The sequence below is a fragment of the Sphingomonas sp. SORGH_AS_0438 genome (genome assembly GCF_031453475.1).
GTDB lineage: Bacteria > Pseudomonadota > Alphaproteobacteria > Sphingomonadales > Sphingomonadaceae > Sphingomonas.
In genome coordinates, this window is sequence record NZ_JAVIZS010000001.1 from 1,851,555 (window position 1) to 1,873,222 (window position 21,668).

Annotated in this window: 19 protein-coding genes; 13 read left to right on the forward strand and 6 right to left on the reverse strand. The window is 69.1% G+C overall.

The window, feature by feature from the left end; all coding sequences use genetic code 11:
• Window positions 1-111 precede the first annotated feature (111 nt).
• The 7 genes from QE452_RS08590 to QE452_RS08620 all read left to right on the forward strand — a co-directional run bounded on the left by QE452_RS08590 (window position 112) and on the right by QE452_RS08620 (window position 8,913).
• Window positions 112-978 carry a TorF family putative porin gene (locus QE452_RS08590; protein WP_309658666.1) on the forward strand — a complete coding sequence of 289 codons (867 nt, stop codon included), beginning with the start codon at window positions 112-114 and terminating at the stop codon, window positions 976-978.
• Window positions 979-1,095: 117 nt separating this feature from the next.
• Window positions 1,096-1,185, forward strand: coding sequence for a K(+)-transporting ATPase subunit F (gene kdpF / locus QE452_RS08595; protein ID WP_038665721.1), 90 nt, complete (start codon window positions 1,096-1,098; stop codon window positions 1,183-1,185).
• Between the two features lie 13 nt (window positions 1,186-1,198).
• Complete coding sequence (gene kdpA / locus QE452_RS08600; protein ID WP_309658665.1) at window positions 1,199-2,902, forward strand: potassium-transporting ATPase subunit KdpA; 1,704 nt, start codon at window positions 1,199-1,201, stop codon at window positions 2,900-2,902.
• Between the two features lie 14 nt (window positions 2,903-2,916).
• Window positions 2,917-4,953, forward strand: a complete 2,037-nt coding sequence (gene kdpB, locus QE452_RS08605) for a potassium-transporting ATPase subunit KdpB (RefSeq protein ID WP_309658664.1) — start codon at window positions 2,917-2,919, stop codon at window positions 4,951-4,953.
• Between the two features lie 11 nt (window positions 4,954-4,964).
• Window positions 4,965-5,540, forward strand: a complete 576-nt coding sequence (gene kdpC / locus QE452_RS08610) for a potassium-transporting ATPase subunit KdpC (RefSeq protein WP_309658663.1) — start codon at window positions 4,965-4,967, stop codon at window positions 5,538-5,540.
• Window positions 5,541-5,552: 12 nt separating this feature from the next.
• On the forward strand, window positions 5,553-8,225 hold the full coding sequence (locus QE452_RS08615) for a sensor histidine kinase KdpD (protein WP_309658662.1): 2,673 nt from the start codon (window positions 5,553-5,555) through the stop codon (window positions 8,223-8,225).
• Between the two features lie 7 nt (window positions 8,226-8,232).
• Complete coding sequence (locus QE452_RS08620) at window positions 8,233-8,913, forward strand: response regulator transcription factor (protein ID WP_309658661.1); 681 nt, start codon at window positions 8,233-8,235, stop codon at window positions 8,911-8,913.
• Window positions 8,914-8,935: 22 nt separating this feature from the next.
• On the opposite strand, the gene QE452_RS08625 is transcribed toward QE452_RS08620, so the two are convergent.
• Complete coding sequence (locus QE452_RS08625) at window positions 8,936-9,385, reverse strand: MarR family transcriptional regulator (RefSeq protein WP_309658660.1); 450 nt, start codon at window positions 9,383-9,385, stop codon at window positions 8,936-8,938.
• A gap of 103 nt (window positions 9,386-9,488) precedes the next feature.
• Between QE452_RS08625 and QE452_RS08630 the strand changes: the two genes are divergently transcribed.
• Together QE452_RS08630 and QE452_RS08635 are read left to right on the forward strand one after the other, a co-directional pair.
• Window positions 9,489-9,917, forward strand: a complete 429-nt coding sequence (locus QE452_RS08630; protein WP_405052751.1) for an organic hydroperoxide resistance protein — start codon at window positions 9,489-9,491, stop codon at window positions 9,915-9,917.
• Window positions 9,918-9,991: 74 nt separating this feature from the next.
• Complete coding sequence (locus tag QE452_RS08635) at window positions 9,992-11,059, forward strand: NAD(P)-dependent alcohol dehydrogenase (protein ID WP_309658658.1); 1,068 nt, start codon at window positions 9,992-9,994, stop codon at window positions 11,057-11,059.
• A 66-nt stretch (window positions 11,060-11,125) separates the two neighbouring features.
• Here the strand turns inward: QE452_RS08635 and QE452_RS08640 are convergent, their stop codons facing one another.
• The gene (locus QE452_RS08640; protein WP_309658657.1) at window positions 11,126-11,560 is read right to left on the reverse strand and encodes a DUF3291 domain-containing protein; all 435 of its coding nucleotides are present in this window, start codon (window positions 11,558-11,560) and stop codon (window positions 11,126-11,128) included.
• 134 nt (window positions 11,561-11,694) lie between these two features.
• On the opposite strand from QE452_RS08640, the gene QE452_RS08645 reads away from it, so the two are divergent.
• A complete protein-coding gene (locus QE452_RS08645; protein WP_309658656.1) occupies window positions 11,695-12,219 on the forward strand; it encodes a gamma carbonic anhydrase family protein in 525 nt (174 codons plus the stop codon).
• Window positions 12,220-12,246: 27 nt separating this feature from the next.
• On the opposite strand, the gene QE452_RS08650 is transcribed toward QE452_RS08645, so the two are convergent.
• A complete protein-coding gene (locus QE452_RS08650; RefSeq protein ID WP_309729876.1) occupies window positions 12,247-14,832 on the reverse strand; it encodes a M1 family metallopeptidase in 2,586 nt (861 codons plus the stop codon).
• A 97-nt stretch (window positions 14,833-14,929) separates the two neighbouring features.
• Here QE452_RS08650 and QE452_RS08655 point away from each other — a divergent pair, with 97 nt between their 5' ends.
• Entirely contained in the window at window positions 14,930-15,892 is a 963-nt protein-coding gene (locus QE452_RS08655) for a nitronate monooxygenase family protein (RefSeq protein ID WP_309658654.1), read from the forward strand.
• A gap of 30 nt (window positions 15,893-15,922) precedes the next feature.
• Here QE452_RS08655 and QE452_RS08660 read toward each other — a convergent pair whose 3' ends face one another.
• Complete coding sequence (locus QE452_RS08660; protein ID WP_309658653.1) at window positions 15,923-17,269, reverse strand: AmpG family muropeptide MFS transporter; 1,347 nt, start codon at window positions 17,267-17,269, stop codon at window positions 15,923-15,925.
• Window positions 17,270-17,343: 74 nt separating this feature from the next.
• Entirely contained in the window at window positions 17,344-17,775 is a 432-nt protein-coding gene (locus QE452_RS08665) for a response regulator (RefSeq protein ID WP_309659083.1), read from the reverse strand.
• Between the two features lie 103 nt (window positions 17,776-17,878).
• On the opposite strand from QE452_RS08665, the gene QE452_RS08670 reads away from it, so the two are divergent.
• Both QE452_RS08670 and rsmD read left to right on the forward strand, forming a co-directional pair.
• Window positions 17,879-19,387 (forward strand): pseudouridine synthase, encoded by a 1,509-nt coding sequence (locus QE452_RS08670; protein ID WP_309658652.1) that lies wholly within the window; start codon window positions 17,879-17,881, stop codon window positions 19,385-19,387.
• Between the two features lie 3 nt (window positions 19,388-19,390).
• The gene (gene rsmD / locus QE452_RS08675; protein ID WP_125996781.1) at window positions 19,391-19,927 is read left to right on the forward strand and encodes a 16S rRNA (guanine(966)-N(2))-methyltransferase RsmD; all 537 of its coding nucleotides are present in this window, start codon (window positions 19,391-19,393) and stop codon (window positions 19,925-19,927) included.
• On the opposite strand, the gene QE452_RS08680 is transcribed toward rsmD, so the two are convergent.
• Window positions 19,918-21,195, reverse strand: coding sequence for an MFS transporter (locus tag QE452_RS08680; RefSeq protein ID WP_309658651.1), 1,278 nt, complete (start codon window positions 21,193-21,195; stop codon window positions 19,918-19,920). The two genes, rsmD and QE452_RS08680, sit on opposite strands and share 10 nt — an antisense overlap.
• Window positions 21,196-21,668: the final 473 nt, after the last annotated feature.

The following is a 21,668-nucleotide window of genomic DNA, read 5'->3' on the forward strand; positions in this document are numbered from 1 at the left end:
GCCAGCACTATGCGCTTCCCCGGAATCGCTCTCGAATTGCTACGCCCGTCGGACCTAATTGCTCGGCCTTGATGTAGGCGGCGCAGCACGCGTCGCCCTTTGGGGCGTGTCATGAAACGACTTTCCTGCGCGGTGGCCTTCGCCGCCGCGACCCTGACGACGGCTGCGGCGGCGCAGACGACCACCGATACCACCACCCCCACCGCCCCGCCGCCCGCGATCAGCGTCAGCGGGTCGGCCGCGATCGTATCCGACTATCGCTTCCGCGGCGTGTCGCAGAGCGACCGGCAGATGGCAGTGCAGGCGGGACTGACCATCGCCCATGACAGCGGCCTCTATATCGGCACCTGGGCGTCGAATTTGGCCGGCTGGGGCACGTTCGGCGGCGCGAACATGGAGCTGGACCTGATCGGCGGCTACAAGACCGCGCTGGCCAGCAACGCGACGCTGGATGTCGGGCTGACCTGGTATGTCTATCCGGGCGGCGCGGCCAAGACCGATTTCGCCGAACCCTATGCCAAGCTGACCGGCACCACCGGCCCCGCCACGCTGACCGCCGGCGTCGCCTATGCCCCGCGCCAGCAGGCGATCGGCAAATGGTATGCCAATGGCGCGGAGGCGGCCGCCGGCACCTATAGCCGGCCGGGCGCGAAGGGGGACAATCTCTACCTCTGGGGCGACGGCGCGGTCGCGGTCGCCGGCACGCCGGTCACCGCCAAGGCGCATATCGGTCATAGCTGGGGCCAGAATGGCCTGGGCCCCAATGCCACCGCCGTCTCGCCGACCGGCCATTATTGGGACTGGTCGCTGGGCGCGGACATCGCGGTGCAGCGGCTGACGCTCGGCCTCGCCTATGTCGGAACCGACATTTCCAACCGCGACGCGGCCTATCTGCGGCCAAGCTTTAGCAAGGGGCAGGACGGCACCGGCAACATCGCCGGCGGCACGCTGCTCGCCTCGCTGACCGCCGCCTTCTGACGTCCAAGGGAGAGCAACCATGCAGGACCTGATCTGGGTCGCGATCATGGCGGGGCTGGCGGCGCTGACCTTCGCCTATGTCCGCCTGTGCGACCACGCCTGAGGAGCCATGCGACCATGACCCTCGATCTCTGGCTGGCGGCGCTGACCGCGCTTGGCCTCCTCCTCTACCTCGTGGCGGTCCTCATCCGCCCCGAACGCTTCTGAAGGGAGCGGTTCCATGACCATGCAGGGCTGGTTCCTGATCCTGGCCTTCGTCGCGATCCTGGTCGCGACCGCCAAGCCGATGGGCCTGTGGCTCTTCGCGTTGTACGAGGGGCGGCGCACGCCGCTCCACCTGATCCTCTCGCCCGTCGAGCGCGGCCTCTACGCCGCCGCCGGCATCGATCCCGCCAAGGAGCAGGGCTGGCGTCGCTATGCGGTGCACATGCTGCTGTTCAACGCGGTGCTGATGCTCCTCACCTATGCACTGCTGCGCCTGCAGGCGGTGCTGCCGCTCAATCCGGCCGGCCTGCCGGCGGTGGGCGAGCATCTGGCGTTCAACACCGCGATCAGCTTCACCGCCAACACCAACTGGCAAAGCTATGCCGGCGAGTCGACCATGTCGAACCTCAGCCAGATGCTGGCGCTGACCATCCACAACTTCATGTCGGCGGCGACCGGCATCGCCCTCGCCTTCGCGCTGTTCCGCGGCTTCGGCCGGGCGCAGGCGAAGACGGTCGGCAATTTCTGGGCCGACATCACCCGCATCACCCTCTACCTGCTGCTGCCGATCTGCCTCGTCTATACGCTGGTGCTGATCGCGCAGGGCGTGCCGCAGACGCTGGCGGGCAGCGTCTCGGTGCAGACGCTGGAGGGCGCGCGCCAGACGCTGGCGCTGGGCCCCGTCGCCAGCCAGGAGGCGATCAAGATGCTCGGCACCAATGGTGGCGGCTTCTTCAATGCCAATAGCGCGCATCCGTTCGAGAACCCGACCGCGCTGACCAACCTGCTCCAGATGCTGTCGATCTTCCTGATCGGCACCGGCCTGACCTGGACCTTCGGCAAGGCGGTGGGCAATCCCCGCCAGGGCTGGGCGATCCTGGCCGCGATGCTGATCCTGTTCCTCGCCGGCACGACCGTCGCCTATTGGGCGGAAGCGGCGGGCAATCCGATCCTGCACCAGCTGGGCGTCGCGGGTGGCAATATGGAGGGCAAGGAAGTCCGCTTCGGCATCGCCGGGTCGGCGCTGTTCGCCACCATCACCACCGCCGCCTCGTGCGGCGCGGTCAATGCGATGCACGACAGCTTCACCGCGCTCGGCGGTCTCGTCCCGCTGTTCAACATGCAGTTGGGCGAGGTCGTGATCGGCGGCGTGGGCGCCGGCATCTACGGCTTCCTGCTCTTCGCGATCCTGGCGGTCTTCGTCGCCGGGCTGATGGTCGGTCGCACGCCCGAATATGTCGGCAAGAAGATCGAATCGCGCGAGGTAAAGCTGGCGGTGCTGGCGATCGCGGTACTGCCGCTCGTCATCCTGGGGATGACCGCGCTCGCCTCCGTCCTGCCCGCGGGGCTCGCCGGGCCGCTCAACAAGGGACCGCACGGCTTCTCGGAGATCCTCTACGCCTTCACCTCGGCGGTGGCGAACAACGGCTCCGCCTTTGCCGGGCTGACCGCGAGCACGCCCTTCTATGACGGGCTGCTGGGCGTGGCGATGTGGATCGGCCGCTTCTTCGTGATCGTGCCGATGCTGGCGATCGCCGGATCGCTCGCCGCCAAGCGCCAGGTGCCCGAAAGCGCCGGCTCCTTCCCGACCACGGGCGGGCTGTGGGTCGGGCTGCTGGTTGGGATCATCCTGATCCTGGGCGGCCTCACCTTCCTGCCGAGCCTCGCGCTCGGTCCCATCGCCGACCATCTCGCGATGCTCGGCGGGCATACATTCTGACCAGGGGGCCCAAGGTGGCGAAATCCCAAGCAAAGAGCCTGTTCACGGCCGACCTCGTCGTGCCGGCGATCCAGGCGTCGTTCCTGAAACTCTCCCCGCGCGACCTGATCCGCAACCCGGTGATGTTCGTGACCGCGGTGGTCGCCGCGCTGATGACCGTGCTGCTGGTCATCGGCCATGACGGACTGACCCTCGGCTTCAAGCTGCAACTGGTCGTCTGGCTGTGGCTGACGGTGCTGTTCGGTACCTTCGCCGAGGCGCTGGCCGAGGGACGCGGCAAGGCGCAGGCCGCATCGCTCCGCGCCGCCAAGGCGGAACTGACCGCCAAGCGGCTGAAGGGCGATGGCCGCGACTGGGACGACGTACCCGCCAGCCAGCTGCGCATCGGCGACGTGGTACTGGTCGAGACCAACGACCTGATCCCGTCGGACGGCGAGGTCGTGGCCGGCGTCGCCTCGGTCAACGAGGCCGCGATCACCGGCGAGAGCGCGCCGGTGATCCGCGAGGCGGGTGGCGACCGGTCGGCGGTGACGGCGGGCACGCGCGTCATCTCCGACGAGATCCGCGTCAAGGTGACGGTGGAGCCGGGCAAGGGTTTCCTCGACCGGATGATCGCGCTGGTCGAGGGGGCCGAGCGGCAGAAGACGCCCAACGAGATCGCGCTGACGCTGCTGCTGGTCGGGCTGACCATCATCTTCCTGATCGCGGTCGCCACCATCCCGGGCTTCGCCACCTATGCCGGCGGATCGATCCCGGTCGCGATCCTGGCCGCGCTGCTGATCACGCTGATCCCGACGACGATCGCGGCGCTGCTGTCGGCGATCGGCATCGCCGGCATGGACCGGCTGGTCCGCTTCAACGTCCTCGCCAAATCGGGCCGGGCGGTGGAGGCGGCGGGCGATGTCGACGTGCTGCTGCTCGACAAGACCGGCACGATCACCATCGGCGACCGGCAGGCGAGCGAGTTCCGCCCCGTCGGCGGCACCCCGGCGCAGGACCTGGCGGAGGCGGCCTTGCTCGCCAGCCTGGCCGACGAGACGCCCGAGGGCCGCTCGATCGTCGTGCTCGCCCGGCAGGATTTCGGCGTCACCATCGCCGCGCTGCCGGCGGGGGCGGAGGTCATCCCCTTCACCGCCCAGACCCGCACCTCGGGCGTGGCGATCGGCGACACGCTGATCCAGAAGGGCGCGGTGGACTCGATCCTGCGCGCGCATCCGGGCCTCAGCGAGACGGCGACGGCGACCGAACTCCGCCGCATCACCGACGAGATCGCGCGGGCCGGCGGCACGCCGCTGGCGGTGGCGCAGGACGGCCGGCTGCTCGGCGCGATCTTCTTGAAGGACGTGGTGAAGGCCGGCATCCGCGAACGCTTCGGCGAGCTGCGCCAGATGGGCATCCGCACGGTGATGATCACCGGCGACAACCCGCTGACCGCCGCCGCCATCGCCGCCGAGGCTGGGGTCGACGACTTCCTGGCGCAGGCGACGCCGGAGGACAAGCTGGCGCTGATCCGGCAGGAGCAGACCGGCGGCCGGCTGGTCGCGATGTGCGGCGACGGCACCAACGACGCGCCTGCCCTCGCCCAGGCCGATGTCGGCGTGGCGATGAACACCGGCACCCAGGCCGCGCGCGAGGCGGGCAACATGGTCGACCTGGACAGCGACCCGACCAAGCTGATCGAGGTCGTCGGCCTGGGCAAGCAGTTGCTGATGACGCGCGGCGCGCTGACGACCTTCTCGGTCGCCAATGACGTGGCGAAATATTTCGCGATCATCCCGGCGATGTTCGTCGCGCTCTATCCGGGGCTGGGCGTGCTCAACGTCATGGGACTGGCGACGCCGCAATCGGCGATCCTGTCGGCGATCATCTTCAACGCGCTGATCATCCCGCTGCTGGTGCCGCTGGCGTTGAAGGGCGTGACCTATCGACCGATGGCGGCCGGGCCGCTGCTCGCGCGCAACCTGGCGGTCTATGGCCTGGGCGGGCTGATCGCGCCGTTCGTCGGCATCAAAATCATCGACCTCGTGGTCGGCGGCCTCGGCCTCGCGTAAGGACATATCTCATGGGCAAGGATTTCACCACCGCACTGCGTCCGGCGATCGTGCTGGCGCTCCTGTTCGCCGCGCTGCTCGGCCTCGCCTATCCATTGGCGATGACGGGGATCGGCCAGCTGCTGTTCCCCGCCCAGGCGAACGGCAGCCTGGTGCGCGACGCGACCGGACAGGCGATCGGGTCGACCGTGGTCGGGCAGGCCTTCACCAGCGACCGCTATTTCCGCACCCGCCCCTCGGCGGCGGGCAAGGGCTATGACGGCATGGCCTCGTCCGGCTCCAACCTCGGACCGACGTCGCAGGCGCTGGTCGACCGGGTGAAGGCGGATGTCGCCGCCGCCCGGGCCGCCGGGGTCACCGGCCCCCTGCCCGCCGATCTGGTCACGGCGAGCGGCTCCGGCCTCGACCCGGACCTGTCGCCGGCCGCCGCGATGGCGCAGGCGCCGCGCATCGCCGCCGCGCGCCGCCTGCCGCTCGACCGGGTCCGCGCGCTGGTCGCGTCGATCACGGTGCGGCCGCTGCTCGGCGATCCGCGCGTGAACGTCCTGGCGCTCAACCGCGCGCTCGACGCCGCCGCCCGCCGCTGACCCCCATCGCCGATGCCGGACAGCGACCCCGCCCGCCCCGATCCCGACGCGCTCCTCCGCCAGGCCCAGGCGGAGGGGCGCGGCCGGCTGAAGATCTTCCTGGGTGCCGCTCCCGGCGTCGGCAAGACGTTCGAGATGCTGTCCGAGGGGGCGGCGCGACGCCGCGACGGCGTCGACGTGGTGATCGGCGTGGTCGAGACGCATGGCCGCGCCGAGACCGAGGCGCTGACCCGCGGGCAGGAGATCGTTCCCCGCCGCGCCGTCACGCATGACGCGCACCTGCTGCACGAGATGGACCTGGACGCGGTCCTGGCCCGCCATCCCCGGCTGGTGCTGGTCGACGAACTCGCCCACACCAATGCGCCGGGCAGCCGGCATCCCAAACGCTATCAGGATGTCGAGGAGCTGCTGGCGGCGGGGATCGACGTCTATTCCACCGTCAACATCCAGCATGTCGAGAGCCTCAACGACGTCGTCGCCAGCTTCACCCGCGTCCGCGTGCGCGAGACGGTGCCCGACCGGGTACTGGAGGCCGCCGAGATCGAGGTGGTCGACATCCCGCCCGACGAGCTGATCGAACGGTTGAAGGCGGGCAAGGTCTATCTGCCCGAGGAGGCGACGCGGGCGCTCGGCCATTTCTTCTCCAAGTCCAACCTGTCGGCGCTCCGCGAACTGGCGCTGCGCCGCGCCGCGCAGGCGGTCGACGCGCAGATGCTGGACCATGTCCGCAGCCTGGGCGTCGGCGGCACCTGGGCCGGCGGCGAGCGGATCGTGGTCGCGATCAACGAACTGCCCGGCGCGGAAGGGCTGGTCCGTTTCGCCAAGCGGCTGGCCGATGCGCTCCACGCCCCCTGGACCGCGCTGTTCATCGAGACGCCCCGCCAGCAGAATTTCGGCGCCGACGATCACCGCCGGCTGGCCACGACGCTCAACCTGGCGACCAGGCTCGGCGGCCGCATTGCCACCGTTCCCGCCGTCCAGGTGGTGGAGGGGCTGAAGGCGCATCTGGTCGAGGCGCGCGCCACCCAGCTGATCGTCGGCAAGACGGTGCGCAGCCGTTGGTTCGAGCTGCTACACGGATCGGTCGTCGACCGGCTGGTGCGCGAGCTGCCCGGCGTCACCGTCCATGTCATGCCGCTCGCCGATACGCCGCGCGCCGCCCGCGTCGCCCGCCCGGTCACGGCGGCGTCCTGGGGATCGCGCGCCGGCTATGTCTGGACGACGCTGATGGTCGCGGGCGTCACCGCGCTCGGCACCCTGTTGTTCCAGGTACTGGCGCTCGGCAATATCGCCTTGCTCTATCTGTTGCCGGTCATGGCGGCGGCCAGCCTGTTCGGACTCCGCACCGGCCTCTATGGCGGCCTCGCCTCGTGCCTGGCGTACAACTTCTTCTTCCTGCCGCCGACCGGGACGCTGTCGATCAGCAATCCGGAGAATGTCGTCTCGGTGCTGGTCCTGATGGGCGTCGCCATCGTCACCAGCCAGTTGACCGCCCGCGTCCGCGCGCAGGCCGATCTCGCCGCCGCCAGCGCCAATGCCAATGCGACGCTGGCCGGCTTCCTGCGCGAACTGACCGCGCTTGGCGCGGTCGAGCCGGTGCGGCGGACGATCTGCGCGGAGATCGCGCGGCTGTTCGACGGGCGTGCCGTGCTGCTCGCCCCCGCCGAGGGGCGCGGCATGGTCGTGCAGGCGGCCAGCGACAGCGAGTATAACCTCGACACGATGGACCTCGCCGCCGCGACCTGGGCGCACGACACGCGCGCCGCCGCCGGCAAGGGATCGGGCACGCTCGCCGCGTCCGAATGGCTGTTCCTGCCGTTGGTCGCGGGCGAGCGGGTGCTGGCGGTGCTGGGCCTGTCCGATCCGCAGGCGGGCGATCCGATCCGGCCCGACCGGATGCCGCTGCTGGTCAGCCTGCTTGACCAGGCCGCGCTGGTCCTCGAACGCTATCGACTGGAGGGGGAGATGCGCGACCTGGAGGCGATCCGCACCCGCGACCGGCTGCGCGGCGCGCTGCTCTCCTCGGTCAGCCACGACCTGCGGACGCCGCTGACCGCCGTGCTGGCCGCTACCGCCGAGTTGCGCCATCGCCATGACGATCCGCTTCTGGTGACCGTGGAGACCGAGGCGCTGCGCCTCAACCGCTTCGTCGCCAATCTGCTCGACATGGCGCGCGTGGAGGCGGGCGCGCTCAAGCTCCAGATCGATGCGATCGACTTGAGCGACGCAGTCGCGAGCGCGGCGCATGACGCGCGCCGCGCGCTGGAGGGCCATCCCTTGCGGCTCGACGTGCCGCCCGACCTGCCCCTGGTCCGCGCCGACCCGCATCTGCTCCACCATTGCCTGCTCAACCTGCTCGACAATGCCGGGCGCTATGGCGATCCGGGCACCCCGATCGTGATCGAGGGGACGCATCGGTTCGGCCGGCTCTGCCTGTCGATCCTCGACCAGGGCCCCGGCCTGCCGCCCGGCCGCGAGGCGGAGGTGTTCGAGACGTTCCGCCGGTTCGAGGGCGGCGACCGCGCGGTCGGCGGCACGGGTCTCGGCCTCGCCATCGTCAAGGCCTTTGCCGAGGCGATGGAAATCGGCATAGAAGCCGCCAATCGACCGGACGGCGGCGGCGCGCGGTTCAGCCTGTCCTTCCCGCCCGCTTTGGTGGTGCGGACACCGCCCAACGCGATATGAAAGTGTGATGCCCGCCACCATTCTCGTCGTCGATGACGACCAGCCGATCCGCCGCCTGCTCCGCAACACGCTGGAGCGCGCCGGCTATCGCGTGGTCGAGGCGCGCAACGGGCGCGAAGCGCTGGATCAATTCCGCACCGAGACCCCGGATGCGGTGCTGCTCGACCTCGGCCTGCCCGATCGCGACGGGCTGGAACTGGTGCCGCTGCTGCGCCGGTCGGGCGATGTCGCGATCCTGGTCGTGTCCGCGCGCGAATCGACCGATCAGAAGGTCGCGGCGCTGGACCTGGGCGCGGCGGATTACGTCACCAAGCCGTTCGACAGCGAGGAACTGCTCGCCCGGCTGCGCGTCGCGCTGCGCCACCGCGATCCGGTCGCGCCCCGGCTGGTGCGGCGCGGCGCAGTGGCGATCGACCTCGACCGCCGCATCGTCACGCGGGACGGGGCGGAGGTGCATCTAACCCGCAAGGAATATGACGTGCTGGCGCAGCTCGCCCATCATGCCGGGCGGGTGGTGCTGCACGACCGCATCCTCGCCGCCGCGTGGCGGGGCGAGGAGGATGCACGGATCGAATATCTCCGCATCGTCGTGCGCAACCTGCGCCAGAAGCTGGAGGCGCCGGGTCCGGTCGGGTCGCTGATCGCCAACGAACTGGGGGTCGGCTACCGACTGCTCGCCGAGGGGTGAGCGGTCGGGGCCCGGCGGCCGGTCAGGCCTCCGGCGTGGACAGCGCGCGTTGCAGCGTCTGCACCTGACGGTTGAGCGCCTGCATGTCCGCCAGCGACAGGCCGGTGCGCGCGAAGATCGTCTCCGCCAGACATTCGGCATCCGCCTTCAACGCCTCGCCCGGCGGTGCCAGCAGAACATGGACATGGCGCTCGTCCTTGGGGTCGCGCGAACGGGTGACGATGCCGGCGGCCTCCAGCCGCTTGACCAGCGGCGTGATCGTGCTGGATTCGAGCGACAGACGTTCGGCGAGCTGGCCGATCGTCCGCCCATCCTCCTCCCACAAGGCGTGGAGCACCAGATATTGGGGATAGGTGATGCCCAGCTTGTCGAGCAGCGGTTTATACGCGCGCGTCATCGCCATCGAGGCGCCGTAGAGGGCGAAGCAGAGCTGGTCGTCCAGCGGTACGGGATGGGACAATCGAGCGGTCATTCGAGTATGTTACACCTTTTTGCCACTGGTACTCAAATGCGTCTGGACGATTGCCGTTCCCGTACATATATCACGATAAGGATTTCAGCATGAAGGAATGACGATGTCGTCGATAGATGTGAAATACACCACCACCGCCACCGCCACGGGCGGCCGCGAAGGCTCCGCGAAGAGCGAGGATGGCCGCTTCACGGCGAAGCTGTCGACGCCCAAGGAGCTGGGCGGCGCGGGCGGCGACGGCACCAATCCGGAGCAGCTCTTCGCTGCCGGCTATTCGGCCTGTTTCATCGGCGCGCTGAAGGTCGCCGGCCAGCAGCTGAAGGTGAAGGTGCCCGACGACACCTCGGTGACCGCGACGGTCGGCATCGGCCCCCGCGCGGCCGGCGGCTTCGGCATCACCGCCGATCTGGTCGTCGACCTGCCGGGGATCGAGCGCGATCAGGCGGAGAAGCTGGTCGAGACCGCGCACCAGATCTGCCCCTACTCGAACGCGACCCGCGATAATGTGGATGTGGGCCTGAGCCTCGCCTGAGCTTCGCGCGTTCATGCCGGGGCGGCACCCGTTTCGCGGGTGCCGCCCCTTTTCGTTTATTGACCGAGGTTTCGATGACCAGCACTGCCCATGGCTATGCCGCCCAGTCCGGCGACATGCCCCTTGCCCCCTTCTCGTTCGAGCGACGCGATCCGCAGCCGAACGACGTGGCGATCGACATCCGCTTTTGCGGCGTCTGCCATTCCGATCTGCACACCGCGCGTGGCGAATGGGCCGGCACGCTTTATCCCTGCGTGCCCGGGCATGAGATCGTCGGCACGGTGACCGCGATCGGCTCCGCCGTCACGCGCTTCCAGGTCGGGGACACGGTCGGCGTCGGCTGCATGGTCGACAGCTGCGGCGAATGCCCCTCCTGCCGCGAGGGCGAGGAGCAATATTGCGAGACGACGGGCTTCGTCGGCACCTATAACGGGCCGGAGCCGGTGATGGGCGGCCATACGTTCGGCGGCTATTCCGACCATATCATCGTCGATCAGGACTTCGTGCTGCGCGTCGGCCATGCGGAACAGGATCTGGCGGCGGTCGCGCCGCTGCTCTGCGCCGGCATCACCACCTATTCGCCGCTCAAGCATTGGAAGGTCGGGCCGGGCCAGAAGGTCGGCATCGTCGGGCTGGGTGGGCTCGGCCATATGGGCGTGAAGATCGCCGCCGCGATGGGCGCGGAGGTCTATGTCTTCTCGACCTCGCCCAACAAGCGCGACGATGCGAAGCGCCTGGGCGCCAAGGACCTGATCGTGTCCCGCGATGCGGACGCGATGGCGGAGCACGCCAACAGCTTCGACTTCATCCTGAACACGGTCGCCGCCGCGCACGATCTCGACCCGTTCCTGCGGCTGTTGAAGCGCGACGGCACCATGACGCTGGTCGGCGTGCCGGAAACGCCGCACCCCTCCCCCTCGGTCGGCGACTTGGTGTTCAAGCGTCGCGCGATCGCCGGCTCGCTGATCGGCGGCATCGCCGAGACGCAGGAGATGCTCGATTTCTGCGTCGAGCATGGCCTGACCGCCGATGTCGAGATGATCGACATGGCCGAGATCAACACCGCCTATGACCGGATGGTGAAGAGCGACGTGAAATATCGCTTCGTCATCGACATGGCGACGTTGGACACGTCTGCCTGATCGCCCTCCCCCGGCGCCATGGGTCGGATGACCATGGCGTCCGGGGGGCCTTCCGCCACCCGGTGCTCAGGGGCGGACCGGCCGGATCGGGCCGCCGGTCCGGGGTCGGGGCGGAGCGAAGCGCAAGGCCTGATGATCGGTGCTCGGGTGGCGGACCTTGGACGGACGCCCCTCGTCCCGCATCCGCCGGTCCGCCTCCTGCCAGGACGGCGTGGCGATATCATCCGTCGTCCAATGGACGATGCTCGCCTCGTCGCACCAGTGGAGCAGATACGGCATCGCCTTCAGATGCGCGCCGTTCGTCATGTAACGACGCATCGCTGCCTGATCCGTCCAGATCGTCATCGTCCAGAACACCAGCCGCGCATCCGCCAGCAGCGATCCGCCGAGCAGCCCCTCGGCCCGACGCACCTGGTGCAGCGAGCGGAGCGTATGCACGGCGAAACCCGGCATGAAGCGAACGCTGCGGATGCGCAGGCGGGTGATGCTGACAAAGGCCATGGCATCAGCCTGATCCCTCCCGCCGATGGCGACAAGGAAAAATCCGCCGGCTATTCCGAGAGATGGAGCGCGAGGCGGCGAGCCGACCGGATGCCGCTCGACACGTCCCCCGCCGCCATGTCACGCTATCGACCATGGCCCTCTATGCCCTTGGCGACCGCCGCCCAACCCTTTCGCCGACCGCCTGGGTCGCGCCCTCCGCCGAGCTGATCGGCGACGTGGTGTTGGAGGCGGAGGCCAGCATCTGGTTCGGCGCGGTGATCCGCGCGGACAATACGGCGATCACGATCGGCGCACGCAGCAATGTGCAGGATGGCGCGATGCTCCATTCCGATCCCGGCGCGCCGCTGAGCGTCGCGGAGGACTGCACCATCGGCCATCATGCCATCCTGCATGGCTGCACGATCGGCGCGCGGGTGTTGGTCGGCATGGGCGCGATCATCCTCAACCATGCGGTGATCGGCGAGGATTGCCTGGTCGGCGCGGGCGCGCTGGTGACGGAGGGCAAGGCCTTCCCGCCGCGCAGCCTGATCATCGGCAGCCCGGCGCGGGCGGTGCGGACGCTGGACGATGCCGCCCTGGAGGGTCTGCGCCGGTCCGCCGCCCATTATGCGACGCGCGGCCGCACCTATGCCGAGACGCTGGTCCGGATCGACTGACCCGGACCAGCCTTTGTCAGGCGTGGCTCAGCGCGCCAGCCAGCGCTCGGTCGCCGGGCGCAGGCGATCGGCCACCGCCTTGCGCACCGCGATCAGCGACACCGTCTGTTCCGCCACGTTGCGCGCGGATTCGGGCAGGAACTGCGAGGCATAGGCCTTGATCTTGCCCGGCATCGCCGGATCGTTCGACCCGCCGCCCAGCGACGGGATGTAGCGCGCCTGCGAGCTCTGCTCGACAAAGCCGTTGACCAGGTCGCGGTTCGCCACCGCCCAGTCGAACGCCAGATCGGGATGCGATCCGGCGATCGCGCGCAACAGGCTGGCCTTTTGCGGGTCGGTCAGCGCCTTGCCCTTCAGCAATTCCAGCGCGCGCTTCGCCAGCGCCTCGTCGCGCGCCGCACCGAGCAGCGACACGAAGCGGTTCTTGGCGACCGGCGAACGCTCTGCCTGGGTCAGCGCGAACAGCTGGTCCCATTCGGCCGGCGTCGCATTGGTAGCGAAGGTCGACAGGATGGGGTTGCGGATCGCCGGCGGGATCGCGGTCGGATTGGCGGCGAGTTGGCCGACATATTGACGCGCCCGCGCCGCGACCTGCGCATCGCCCAGATAGCCGAGCCGGCCGATCAGCGTCTCGCGCAGGTTCGACACCAGCGCCGACTCGCCCGGCTTCGCCTCGAACCCGATCCGCGCCAGCACGGGAGCGAACAGCGCGGCCTGTTTGGCCTGGAGCTTCGCCTCCAGCGGCGTGTTCTGGTAGAGGCCGGTCAGCGCGCCGAGCTTGGCGGCGACCAGCGACCATTCGAGCGGATCGGCGGTGACGCCCACCCGGTCCTGCACCGCGAAATAGCGCGACAGGTCCTGATAGCCGCCCGCCGCCAGCGCATAATCGTCACCCAGCGTACCCAGCCGGTCGCCCAGCGCCAGGCGGGTATAGTCGCGCACGATCGCGGCATGGGTCGCATCGTCATATTGGACGCGCGTGTACGACCCCTTGCCCTGGTTCAGCACCAGCGTGCCGCAACCCTTGACCGTCACCGAACTGGGCGACGCGCCCGTCACGATCGCATCGGTCGTGGCGCCGCCCAGCGTCGCCAGCTTGATCGGCACGTGCCAGGTCTGCGGGGTGCGCGACGCCTCATCCAGGCCGAAGCGGCTCTGGGTCAGCGTGACCACCGTGTTGCCGCCCGTGCAGCGCGCGCCGGTCATGGTGACCAGCGGCACGCCGCCCTGCAACGTATAGTCGCGCGCCACCTCGGCGACGTTCTTGCCGGTCGCGGCCGACAGCTCGCCCCAGAGCTGGTCGGTGACGGTGTTGCCGTACTTGTACTTGGCCATGTAGCGGCGGATGCCGTCGCGGAAGGGCTTCTCGCCCAGCCAGCTTTCCAGCATCCCGATCACGGCCTGCCCCTTGGCATAGGTGATGCCGTCGAACGCGTCGCTGATCTGGTCGACCGTCTCGACATGGCGGATGATCGGATGCGTCGCCTGGGTCGCGTCGATCGCCATCGCGCTTTCCCGTTCGAAGGCGATCGCGGCATCCGCCGCCTTCCAGCTGGGGTTCAGGTCGTTGGTCGCCTTGCCCTCCATCCAGGAGGCGAAGCCCTCGTTCAGCCACAGATCGTCCCACCAGGCCATGGTGACGAGATCGCCGAACCATTGATGCGCCATTTCATGCGCGACGACGGTGTGGATGCGCTGGCGGCCGCTCTCGGTGGTGCGCGCCGGGTCGAACAGCAATTCGGGCTCGAAATAGAAGATCGCGCCCCAATTCTCCATCGCGCCGAAGAACTGGCTGGAACCCGGCCCCGCGATCATGTCCATCTTGGGCAGCGGGTAGAGCTGGCCGAAATAGTCGTTGTAATAGGTCAGCAGCCGGGTGGCCGAGGCTAGCGCATAGTCGCCCTGGTCGACGACGCCGCGACGGGTGATGACGCCGATCTGGGTGTTGCCCGAGGTGACCGTCTTGCGCTCGACATCGCCCATACCCAGGAACAGCAGATAGCTGGACATGACCGGCGTCTCGCCGAAGCGATAGAGCTGGCTGCCGTCCGCCTGCTTGGTCACCGAGGCGGCGGGCATGTTGGAGAAGGCAGTCTGCCCGGCCGGCGCGCTGGTGGTCAGGCGGAACTTGGCCTTGAACGCCGGCTCGTCCCACATCGGTGCGAAGCGGCGCGCGTCGGGCGCCTCGAACTGGGTCGCCAGCATGCGCGACTGGCTGCCGTCCGGATTGCTGTAGTCGATCGCGAACAGGCCGGCGGCCGAGGTGTTGATCTTGCCCGTCCAGGCGAAGGTCAGCCGATGCTGGCCGACGCTGGCGGCCTGGGGCAGCGTCACGGTCAGCGTCTGCGCCTGCGCGTCGGCGGCGACCTTCACCGGCTTGCCGTCGAACGTCGCCTGCGTCACCTCGATCTCGGCGGCGTTGAGGGTCAGCGTGGTCGTCGGCGCCTTCACATCGACCGTCACCGATTCGCGGCCGGCGAAGGTCATCGCCTTCGCATCGGGCCGAACGTCGATGTCATAGAGCAGGGGCACGACATTCTTCGACAATTGTCCCGCCGCGATGGCGGGCGCGGAAACGGTCAGGGACAGCAGCAACGCTACGGCAAGCTTCATCGGGAACTCCGGACGTCAGGACGGCTGACCTATGCGGCGGCCAACCGGGCTTCGCAAGCGCTGGACAGCGGCCTTCGCGTCGTTAGGCTCCCGCCCCATGACGCTCCCTGCCATCTTCGACCGGCTGCGACTGCCGGTGATCGCTTCGCCCATGTTCATCATTTCCGGCCCGGAGCTGGTGATCGCCCAGTGCAAGGCGGGGATTGTCGGCTCCTTCCCGGCGCTGAACGCCCGGCCGCAGGCGATGCTCGACGAATGGCTGCACCGCATCACCGAGGAACTCGCCGCGCATGATCGCGAGCATCCGGACGCGCCCTCCGCCCCCTTCGCGGTCAACCAGATCGTGCACCGCTCCAACGACCGGCTGGAGGCGGACCTGGAAACCTGCGCCAAATGGAAGGTGCCGATCGTCATCACCTCGCTCGGCGCGCGCGAGGATCTGAACACCGCCGTCCATGGCTGGGGCGGGATCACGCTCCATGACGTGATCGACGACACCTTCGCGCACAAGGCGGTCGACAAGGGCGCGGACGGGCTGATCGCGGTGGCGACGGGCGCGGGCGGCCATGCCGGTCGTCTCTCCCCCTTCGCGCTGATCGCGGAGATCCGCCAATGGTTCGACGGCCCGCTCGCGCTGTCCGGATCGATCGCGACCGGCGGCGCGGTGCTGGCGGCGCAGGCGATGGGCGCGGATTTCGGCTATATCGGCTCGCCCTTCATCGCCACGACCGAGGCGAATGCCGATCCTGCCTATAAGCAGGGGATCGTCGACGGCCGGGCGCGCGACATCGTCTATTCGAACCTGTTCACCGGCGTCCACGGCAATTACCTTCGCCAGTCGATCGTCGCCGCCGGCCTGGACCCCGACGCGCTGCCCGAGGGCGATTTCAAGACGATGAACTTCGGCGGCGACAGCGGCTCCAAGGCCAAGGCGTGGAAGGATATCTGGGGATCGGGCCAGGGCATCGGCGCGGTCGACCGGGTCGAGCCGGTCGGTGACCGCATCGCCCGGCTTATGCGCGAATATGCCGCGGCGCGGGCGCGGTTGCAGCTGGGCTGACCCCAGCCGCTCCCGGCCCGGGGCGCGACGTCACACGTCGATGACGTCGCCCTGCCCCGTATTCCGCGCGTCGCCCGGCCCGGCGGTGCCGGCGGAGCCGATCGACCGATCGATCAGCCCGCTGCGGCTCATCCACCAGAACAGCACCACGCCGGGCAGCGCGATGACGGTGGTCAGCAGATAGAAGTCGACATAGCCGATCCGCTCGACCAGCCCGCCCGCCGTGGTGGCGGTGAGCGCCTTGCCGACGATGCTCGCCGCCGCCGAGATCAGGGCATATTGCGAGGCGGTATATCGCAGGTCGCAAAGCGCCGAGAAATAGGCGATGACCGTCACGCCGCCGATGCCGCTGGCGATATTCTCGAAGCCGATCGCGCCGGCCAGTCCCCAGTTGCTGTGGCCGCTCGCCGCCAGCCAGGCGAAGCTGGCATTGGACACCGCCATGAGCAGGAGGCTGATCAGCACCGACCGCTTGAGCCCCAGCCGCGCATAGATCGCGCCGCCGATGAAGATGCCGACCAGATAGGCCCAGAAGCCGATCCCGATGTCGTAGATCGCGATCTCGTCGTTCGAGAATCCCAGGTCGTTGAGCAGGAGCCGCAGCACCAGCTGCCCCAGCGTATCGCCGATCTTGTGGATCAGGATGAAGGCCAGGATCACCATCGCACCCTGCCGGCGGAAGAATTCCGCGAACGGCCCGATGATGGAGGCGACGACCTCGCCCACCCCGCGCCGGGCGGTCGGCTCGCGGTGCCGCTCCGGCTCACCGAGCAGCAGCCCGGTCAGCATCGCCGGCAGGGCGAAGACGGCGCAGGCCAGATAGGCTCCACCCCAGCCGATCCGTGCCGCCAGCACCAGCGCCAGCGACCCCGCCAGCACCGAGCCGATGCGCCAGCCATATTGCGTCATGCCCGAGCCGACGCCGAGCTGATAGGGTTTCAGCGTCTCGATCCGGTAAGCGTCGATGACGATGTCGAAGGTCGCGCCGGCAAAGCCGACCAGCACCGCCGCGACCACCGTCGCGCCGAGCGACAGCCGGGGATCGACAAAGGCCAGGTTCGCGACCGCCGCCATCACCAGCATGCCGGCGAAGACCAGCCACGACACGCGCTGGCCCAGCCGGCCGATCAGCGGCAGCCGAACGCCGTCCACCACCCACGCCCAGAACGGCTTGAGGTTATAGACCAGGAAGCCGAGCGTGAAGGCGGTGATCGTCGCCTTGTCGATGCCGTCCTGCGCCAGCCGCGTGGTCAGCGTCGCGCCGATCATCGCATAGGGAAAGCCCGAGGAGATGCCGAGCGCGAAGGCGGCGACCGGTTCGCGTTCGAAATAGGGGCGTATCCCCTGCCACCAGCCACCCTGTACCCGATCCGTCATCAACGCTCCCCGGCCCCGCGATGTCGAGGCACCCGAAACGAGCGATCATAGAGGGTAATCAGGCGGAAGGAAGATCAGGCGGCCTGGACGAACAGGCGAAAGCCGGGCGGCAGACGGCGGGGCGGCTTGCCCTGCATCCCGTCCTCGATCGCGGTGATCGCGCCGAGCAGGTCGCGCTGCGCATAGGGCTTGGACAAGCATCCCGCCGCCAGTTCGATCGCCTCGGGCGGGCAGGCTCCGGTGACGAACAGCACCGGCACCTCGCGCGCCTGTGCCGCACGGGCGACATCGACCCCCGACCCGTCCGCCAGGTTGACGTCGACCAGCACCAGGTCGATCTCCACCCCGTCCGCCAGCAACGCCACCGCGTCCGCCACCTTGTCGACGGTAGCGACGATCTCGTAATCGGCGTCCGACAGGACATGCTCGGCATCGAACGCCACCAGTGGTTCGTCCTCGACGACCAACAGCTTGACGATCTGTCTTTTCTTCCTCCCGAACAGCATCAGGTCGCCCATTCGTTTCGCCTGGGGATCATAACGCGTCCGGCCCGTGCAAGTCGCAAAGTTTTTTTCGCTCCGGCGGTCATTCGGATGTATTCGGCCCTGCATGACCGAAGAGACCAAGTCCGGGGGCGATCGCCCCAAGGGCGACCGCATCGCCAAGCTGCTCGCCCGCGCCGGCATCGCCTCGCGCCGCGACATCGAGAAGATGATCGCCGAGGGGCGGATCGCGCTCCATGGCACGCTGCTCGATACGCCCGCCACCATCCTGACCAGCCTGAAGGGCGTGACCGTCGACGGCGAGCCCGTCGCCCCGCCCGAGGCGGCCCGGCTGTTCCTCTATCACAAGCCGGTCGGGCTGCTGGTGACCGAATGGGACCCGGTCGGCCGCCCGACCATCTACGACCGGCTGCCCGGCGACCTGCCGCGGACCATGCCGGTCGGCCGGCTCGACCTGAATACCGAGGGGCTGTTGCTGCTCACCACCGATGGCGGGCTGAAGCGCCAGCTGGAACTGCCCGCGACCGGGGTCGAGCGCACCTATCGCGCGCGCGCCTATGGCGACGTGACCCAGGCGATGCTGGAGGAGCTGATCCACGGCATCGAGATCGACGGCGTCCGCTATGGCTCGATCGACGCCAATCTGGAGCGGCGGACCGGCGCCAATGTCTGGATCGAGATGACGCTGACCGAGGGCAAGAATCGTGAGGTCCGGCGCGTGCTGGAGCATCTCGGTCTCCAGGTCGGCCGGCTGATCCGCACCCGCTACGGCCCCTTCATCCTCGGCGACCTGCCGCCCGGCGCGGTGGGCGAGGTGAAGCAGCACGATCTGGTCGCCTTCGCCAAGACGCTGACCGGCCCCCGGCGCGGCAAGGGCGCGGACCTGGCGACGCTGGTGACGGTCGAGGCGCGCCCCGCCCCCAAGATCGCGGCGCCGGTGGCGGCCGAGCCCGAAGTCCCCCCGCCCCCCCGGCGCGAGCCGGAGGGTCGCCGTCGCGTCGCCCCCGCCCCGCGCGCACAGGCCACGAGCGGCGGCTGGGGTTCGCGCACCCGGCCCAGTCGCCCGAACCAGCCGGACCGCGACGACCGCCGCCCCGTCGAGGGTGGCGACCGTCCCGCCCGCCCGTCCGCCCAGAATGCCGACCGGCCTCGCGCCGCCCGCCCCGATGACGGCCGGCGTCCGGCCCGTGACGATCGCACCGTCGGGGGCCAGCGCCCCGGCCGGGACGCGAGCGAACGCCCCGCGCGAAGCGATCGCAGCCCGCAGGGCAACCGGACCGGCGCTGATCGCGCCGCCACCGATCGGCAGCCGCGCCGGGGCACGGGCGATCCCTCCGCCGGCAACCGGTCGAGTGCCGCGCCGCGCGCCCAGCGCGTTGAGGGCGAGCGCGGCCGGGACCGTTTCGGAGAGGGCCGTCCTTCGACCGACCGTCGTGCCCCCCGGGGTGACGAGCGTGACGCGCGGCCGGCACAGGGTCGGCCGGCGTCGCGCGGCGGCGGCTTCACGCCGAACGGCTTCGGCGCCCGCACGCCGGGCGGCGGCGCTTCGCGACCGGGCAAGGGACCGTCCGGCGGGCGCGGCCATCCGCCCCGCGCGCCCAAGGGAAAGCGCTGAGCCATGCGGGTCATTGCCGGACAATGGCGCGGCCGCCCGCTCGCCGCACCGCTGGGCGAGGCGACTCGCCCCACCGCCGACCGCACGCGCGAGGCGCTGTTCTCAATGCTGACCAGCCGTCTCGGGACGTTCGAGGGGCTGGCCGTCGCCGATATGTTCGCCGGCTCGGGCGCGCTGGGCATCGAGGCGCTGTCGCGCGGGGCCGCGACCTGCCTGTTCGTCGAGCAGGACCGGCCCGCCCTCGACACGCTCAAGGCCAATCTCCAGAAACTGGGGGCCAAGGGTGACGTGCGCGCGGGATCAGTGATGGCGCTGGGGCCGGCGCGTGCGCCGCTCGACCTGATGATGATGGACCCGCCCTATGGCACCGGTGCGGGCAGCGTGGCGCTCGACAAGCTGGCGCGGCTCGGCTGGATCGGTCCTGCCACCTGGGTCAGCATCGAAACCGCCCGCGCTGAGACGGTCGAGGTCGCCGGCTTCACCGTTGATGTCAGCCGGGTGCATGGCAAGGCCCGGCTGACCCTTCTCCGTCAGGCGTGAGGCATGGTCGGGGCGGGCCGGATCGCGACCAGCGCGATCAGGCTCAGCCCCGCCGCCGCGCTGAGATACAGGCCGACCGCCCATAGCCCGCGCTCCATCGCCAGGCCCTGTGCGACCAGCGGGGTCAGTCCGCCGCCGATCACGCCCGCGACGTTGAACGCCATCGACGCGCCCGTATAGCGTACCCGGGCCGGGAACAGCCCCGGCAGCCACGCGCCGAGCGGACCATAGACAAAGCCCATCGCGAACAAGGTCAGCGCCAGGAAGGCGAAGGCCCCCGCCGCCGATCCGTTCATCAGCGGCTGGATGGTGAAGCCGATCAGCACCGTTGCGACGCAGCCGCCCGCCAGCACCCGCCGCTCGTCCCAGCGGTTATCGGCCAGCCAGGCAGCCAGATAGATGCCGACCGCCATGAACAGGATCGCGCCCAGCTGCATCAGCAGGAATTGCTGCATCGGGAAGCCCAGCGTCTTGGTGCCATAGCCGAGCAGGAAGGCGGTACCGACATAATAGGCGGCGAAACAGGCGATCGCGCCGACCGTCCCCGCCAGCGTCGCCCCGCCATGCCGTCGCAACAGTTCCGCGATCGGCACGGCGGGCGGCGGCGCGACCTCCAGCGAGGCGGCGAATTCCGGCGTCTCGGTCAGCTTCAACCGGATCCACAGGCCGACCGCGACCAGGGCCGCGCTGATGACAAAGGGGATGCGCCAGCCCCAGTCGCGAAACTCCGCCGGGGTCAGCCACAGGCCGATCAGAAGGAACAGGCCGTTGGCGGCGATGAAGCCCGCCGGCGCACCGAGTTGCGGTGCGCTGCCATAGCGGGCGCGCCAGCCCGGCGGCGCATGTTCCACGGCCAGCAACGCTGCCCCGCCCCACTCGCCACCCAGGCCGAACCCCTGCCCGAAGCGCAGCAGGCAGAGCGCGAACGGGGCAATCCAGCCGGCGGTAGCATAGGTCGGCAGCACCGCGACCAGCGTGGTCGATACGCCCATCGTCAGCAGCGAGGCGACCAGGGTCGACTTGCGCCCGACCCGGTCGCCGAAATGGCCGAACACCAGGCTGCCGATCGGCCGCGCGAAGAAGGCGACGGCGAGCGTGGCAAAGGCCGCGAGCTGCTGTGTGCCGGGCGCGCCCTTGGGAAAGAACAGCTCGCCGAATACCAGCGCGGCGGCGGTGGCATAGACATAGAAATCGTAGAATTCGATTGTGGTGCCGACGAAACTGGCGGCCAGCACCCGGCGGTGCGACGGTGAAGTCGAAACGGTCATGACACCCCTCCCCCACCCCCGTTGCGCCGCCACGCAGCCGAGGTCAACGACGCGATGGCATGGAGATTCGCCAGGGGAGCCAATGGCGCCGTTGGTCGGACGAAGCCGGGCGGTTGGATCATCGGATGATTTTGGACTTCCACCAGATGCCCGACCGGCATGGCCTACAGGTCGTTAGCTCTGCACTTCATCGTCCAAATCCACAGGGGGGTGAACGATCGGCTTCTCCCCGAAATGCCGCGGCAGCGAGCGCTCGCGGCGTTCGACCCTATATTCTTTGGGTTCGACTTCATCCGGAGAAAAATAAACGACGTCGAATTGCCCATCGCGGAGGGCATATTCCAGATTCGACCACCGGTCCGTTCGGACTTACCCCTAATACGAACAACCCATATTACACCCGCTATTTATCAGCCACCGACAATATGTAGTTACGGCATTTCTCAGAAATCGGCTTACCTATCATTTTGTGG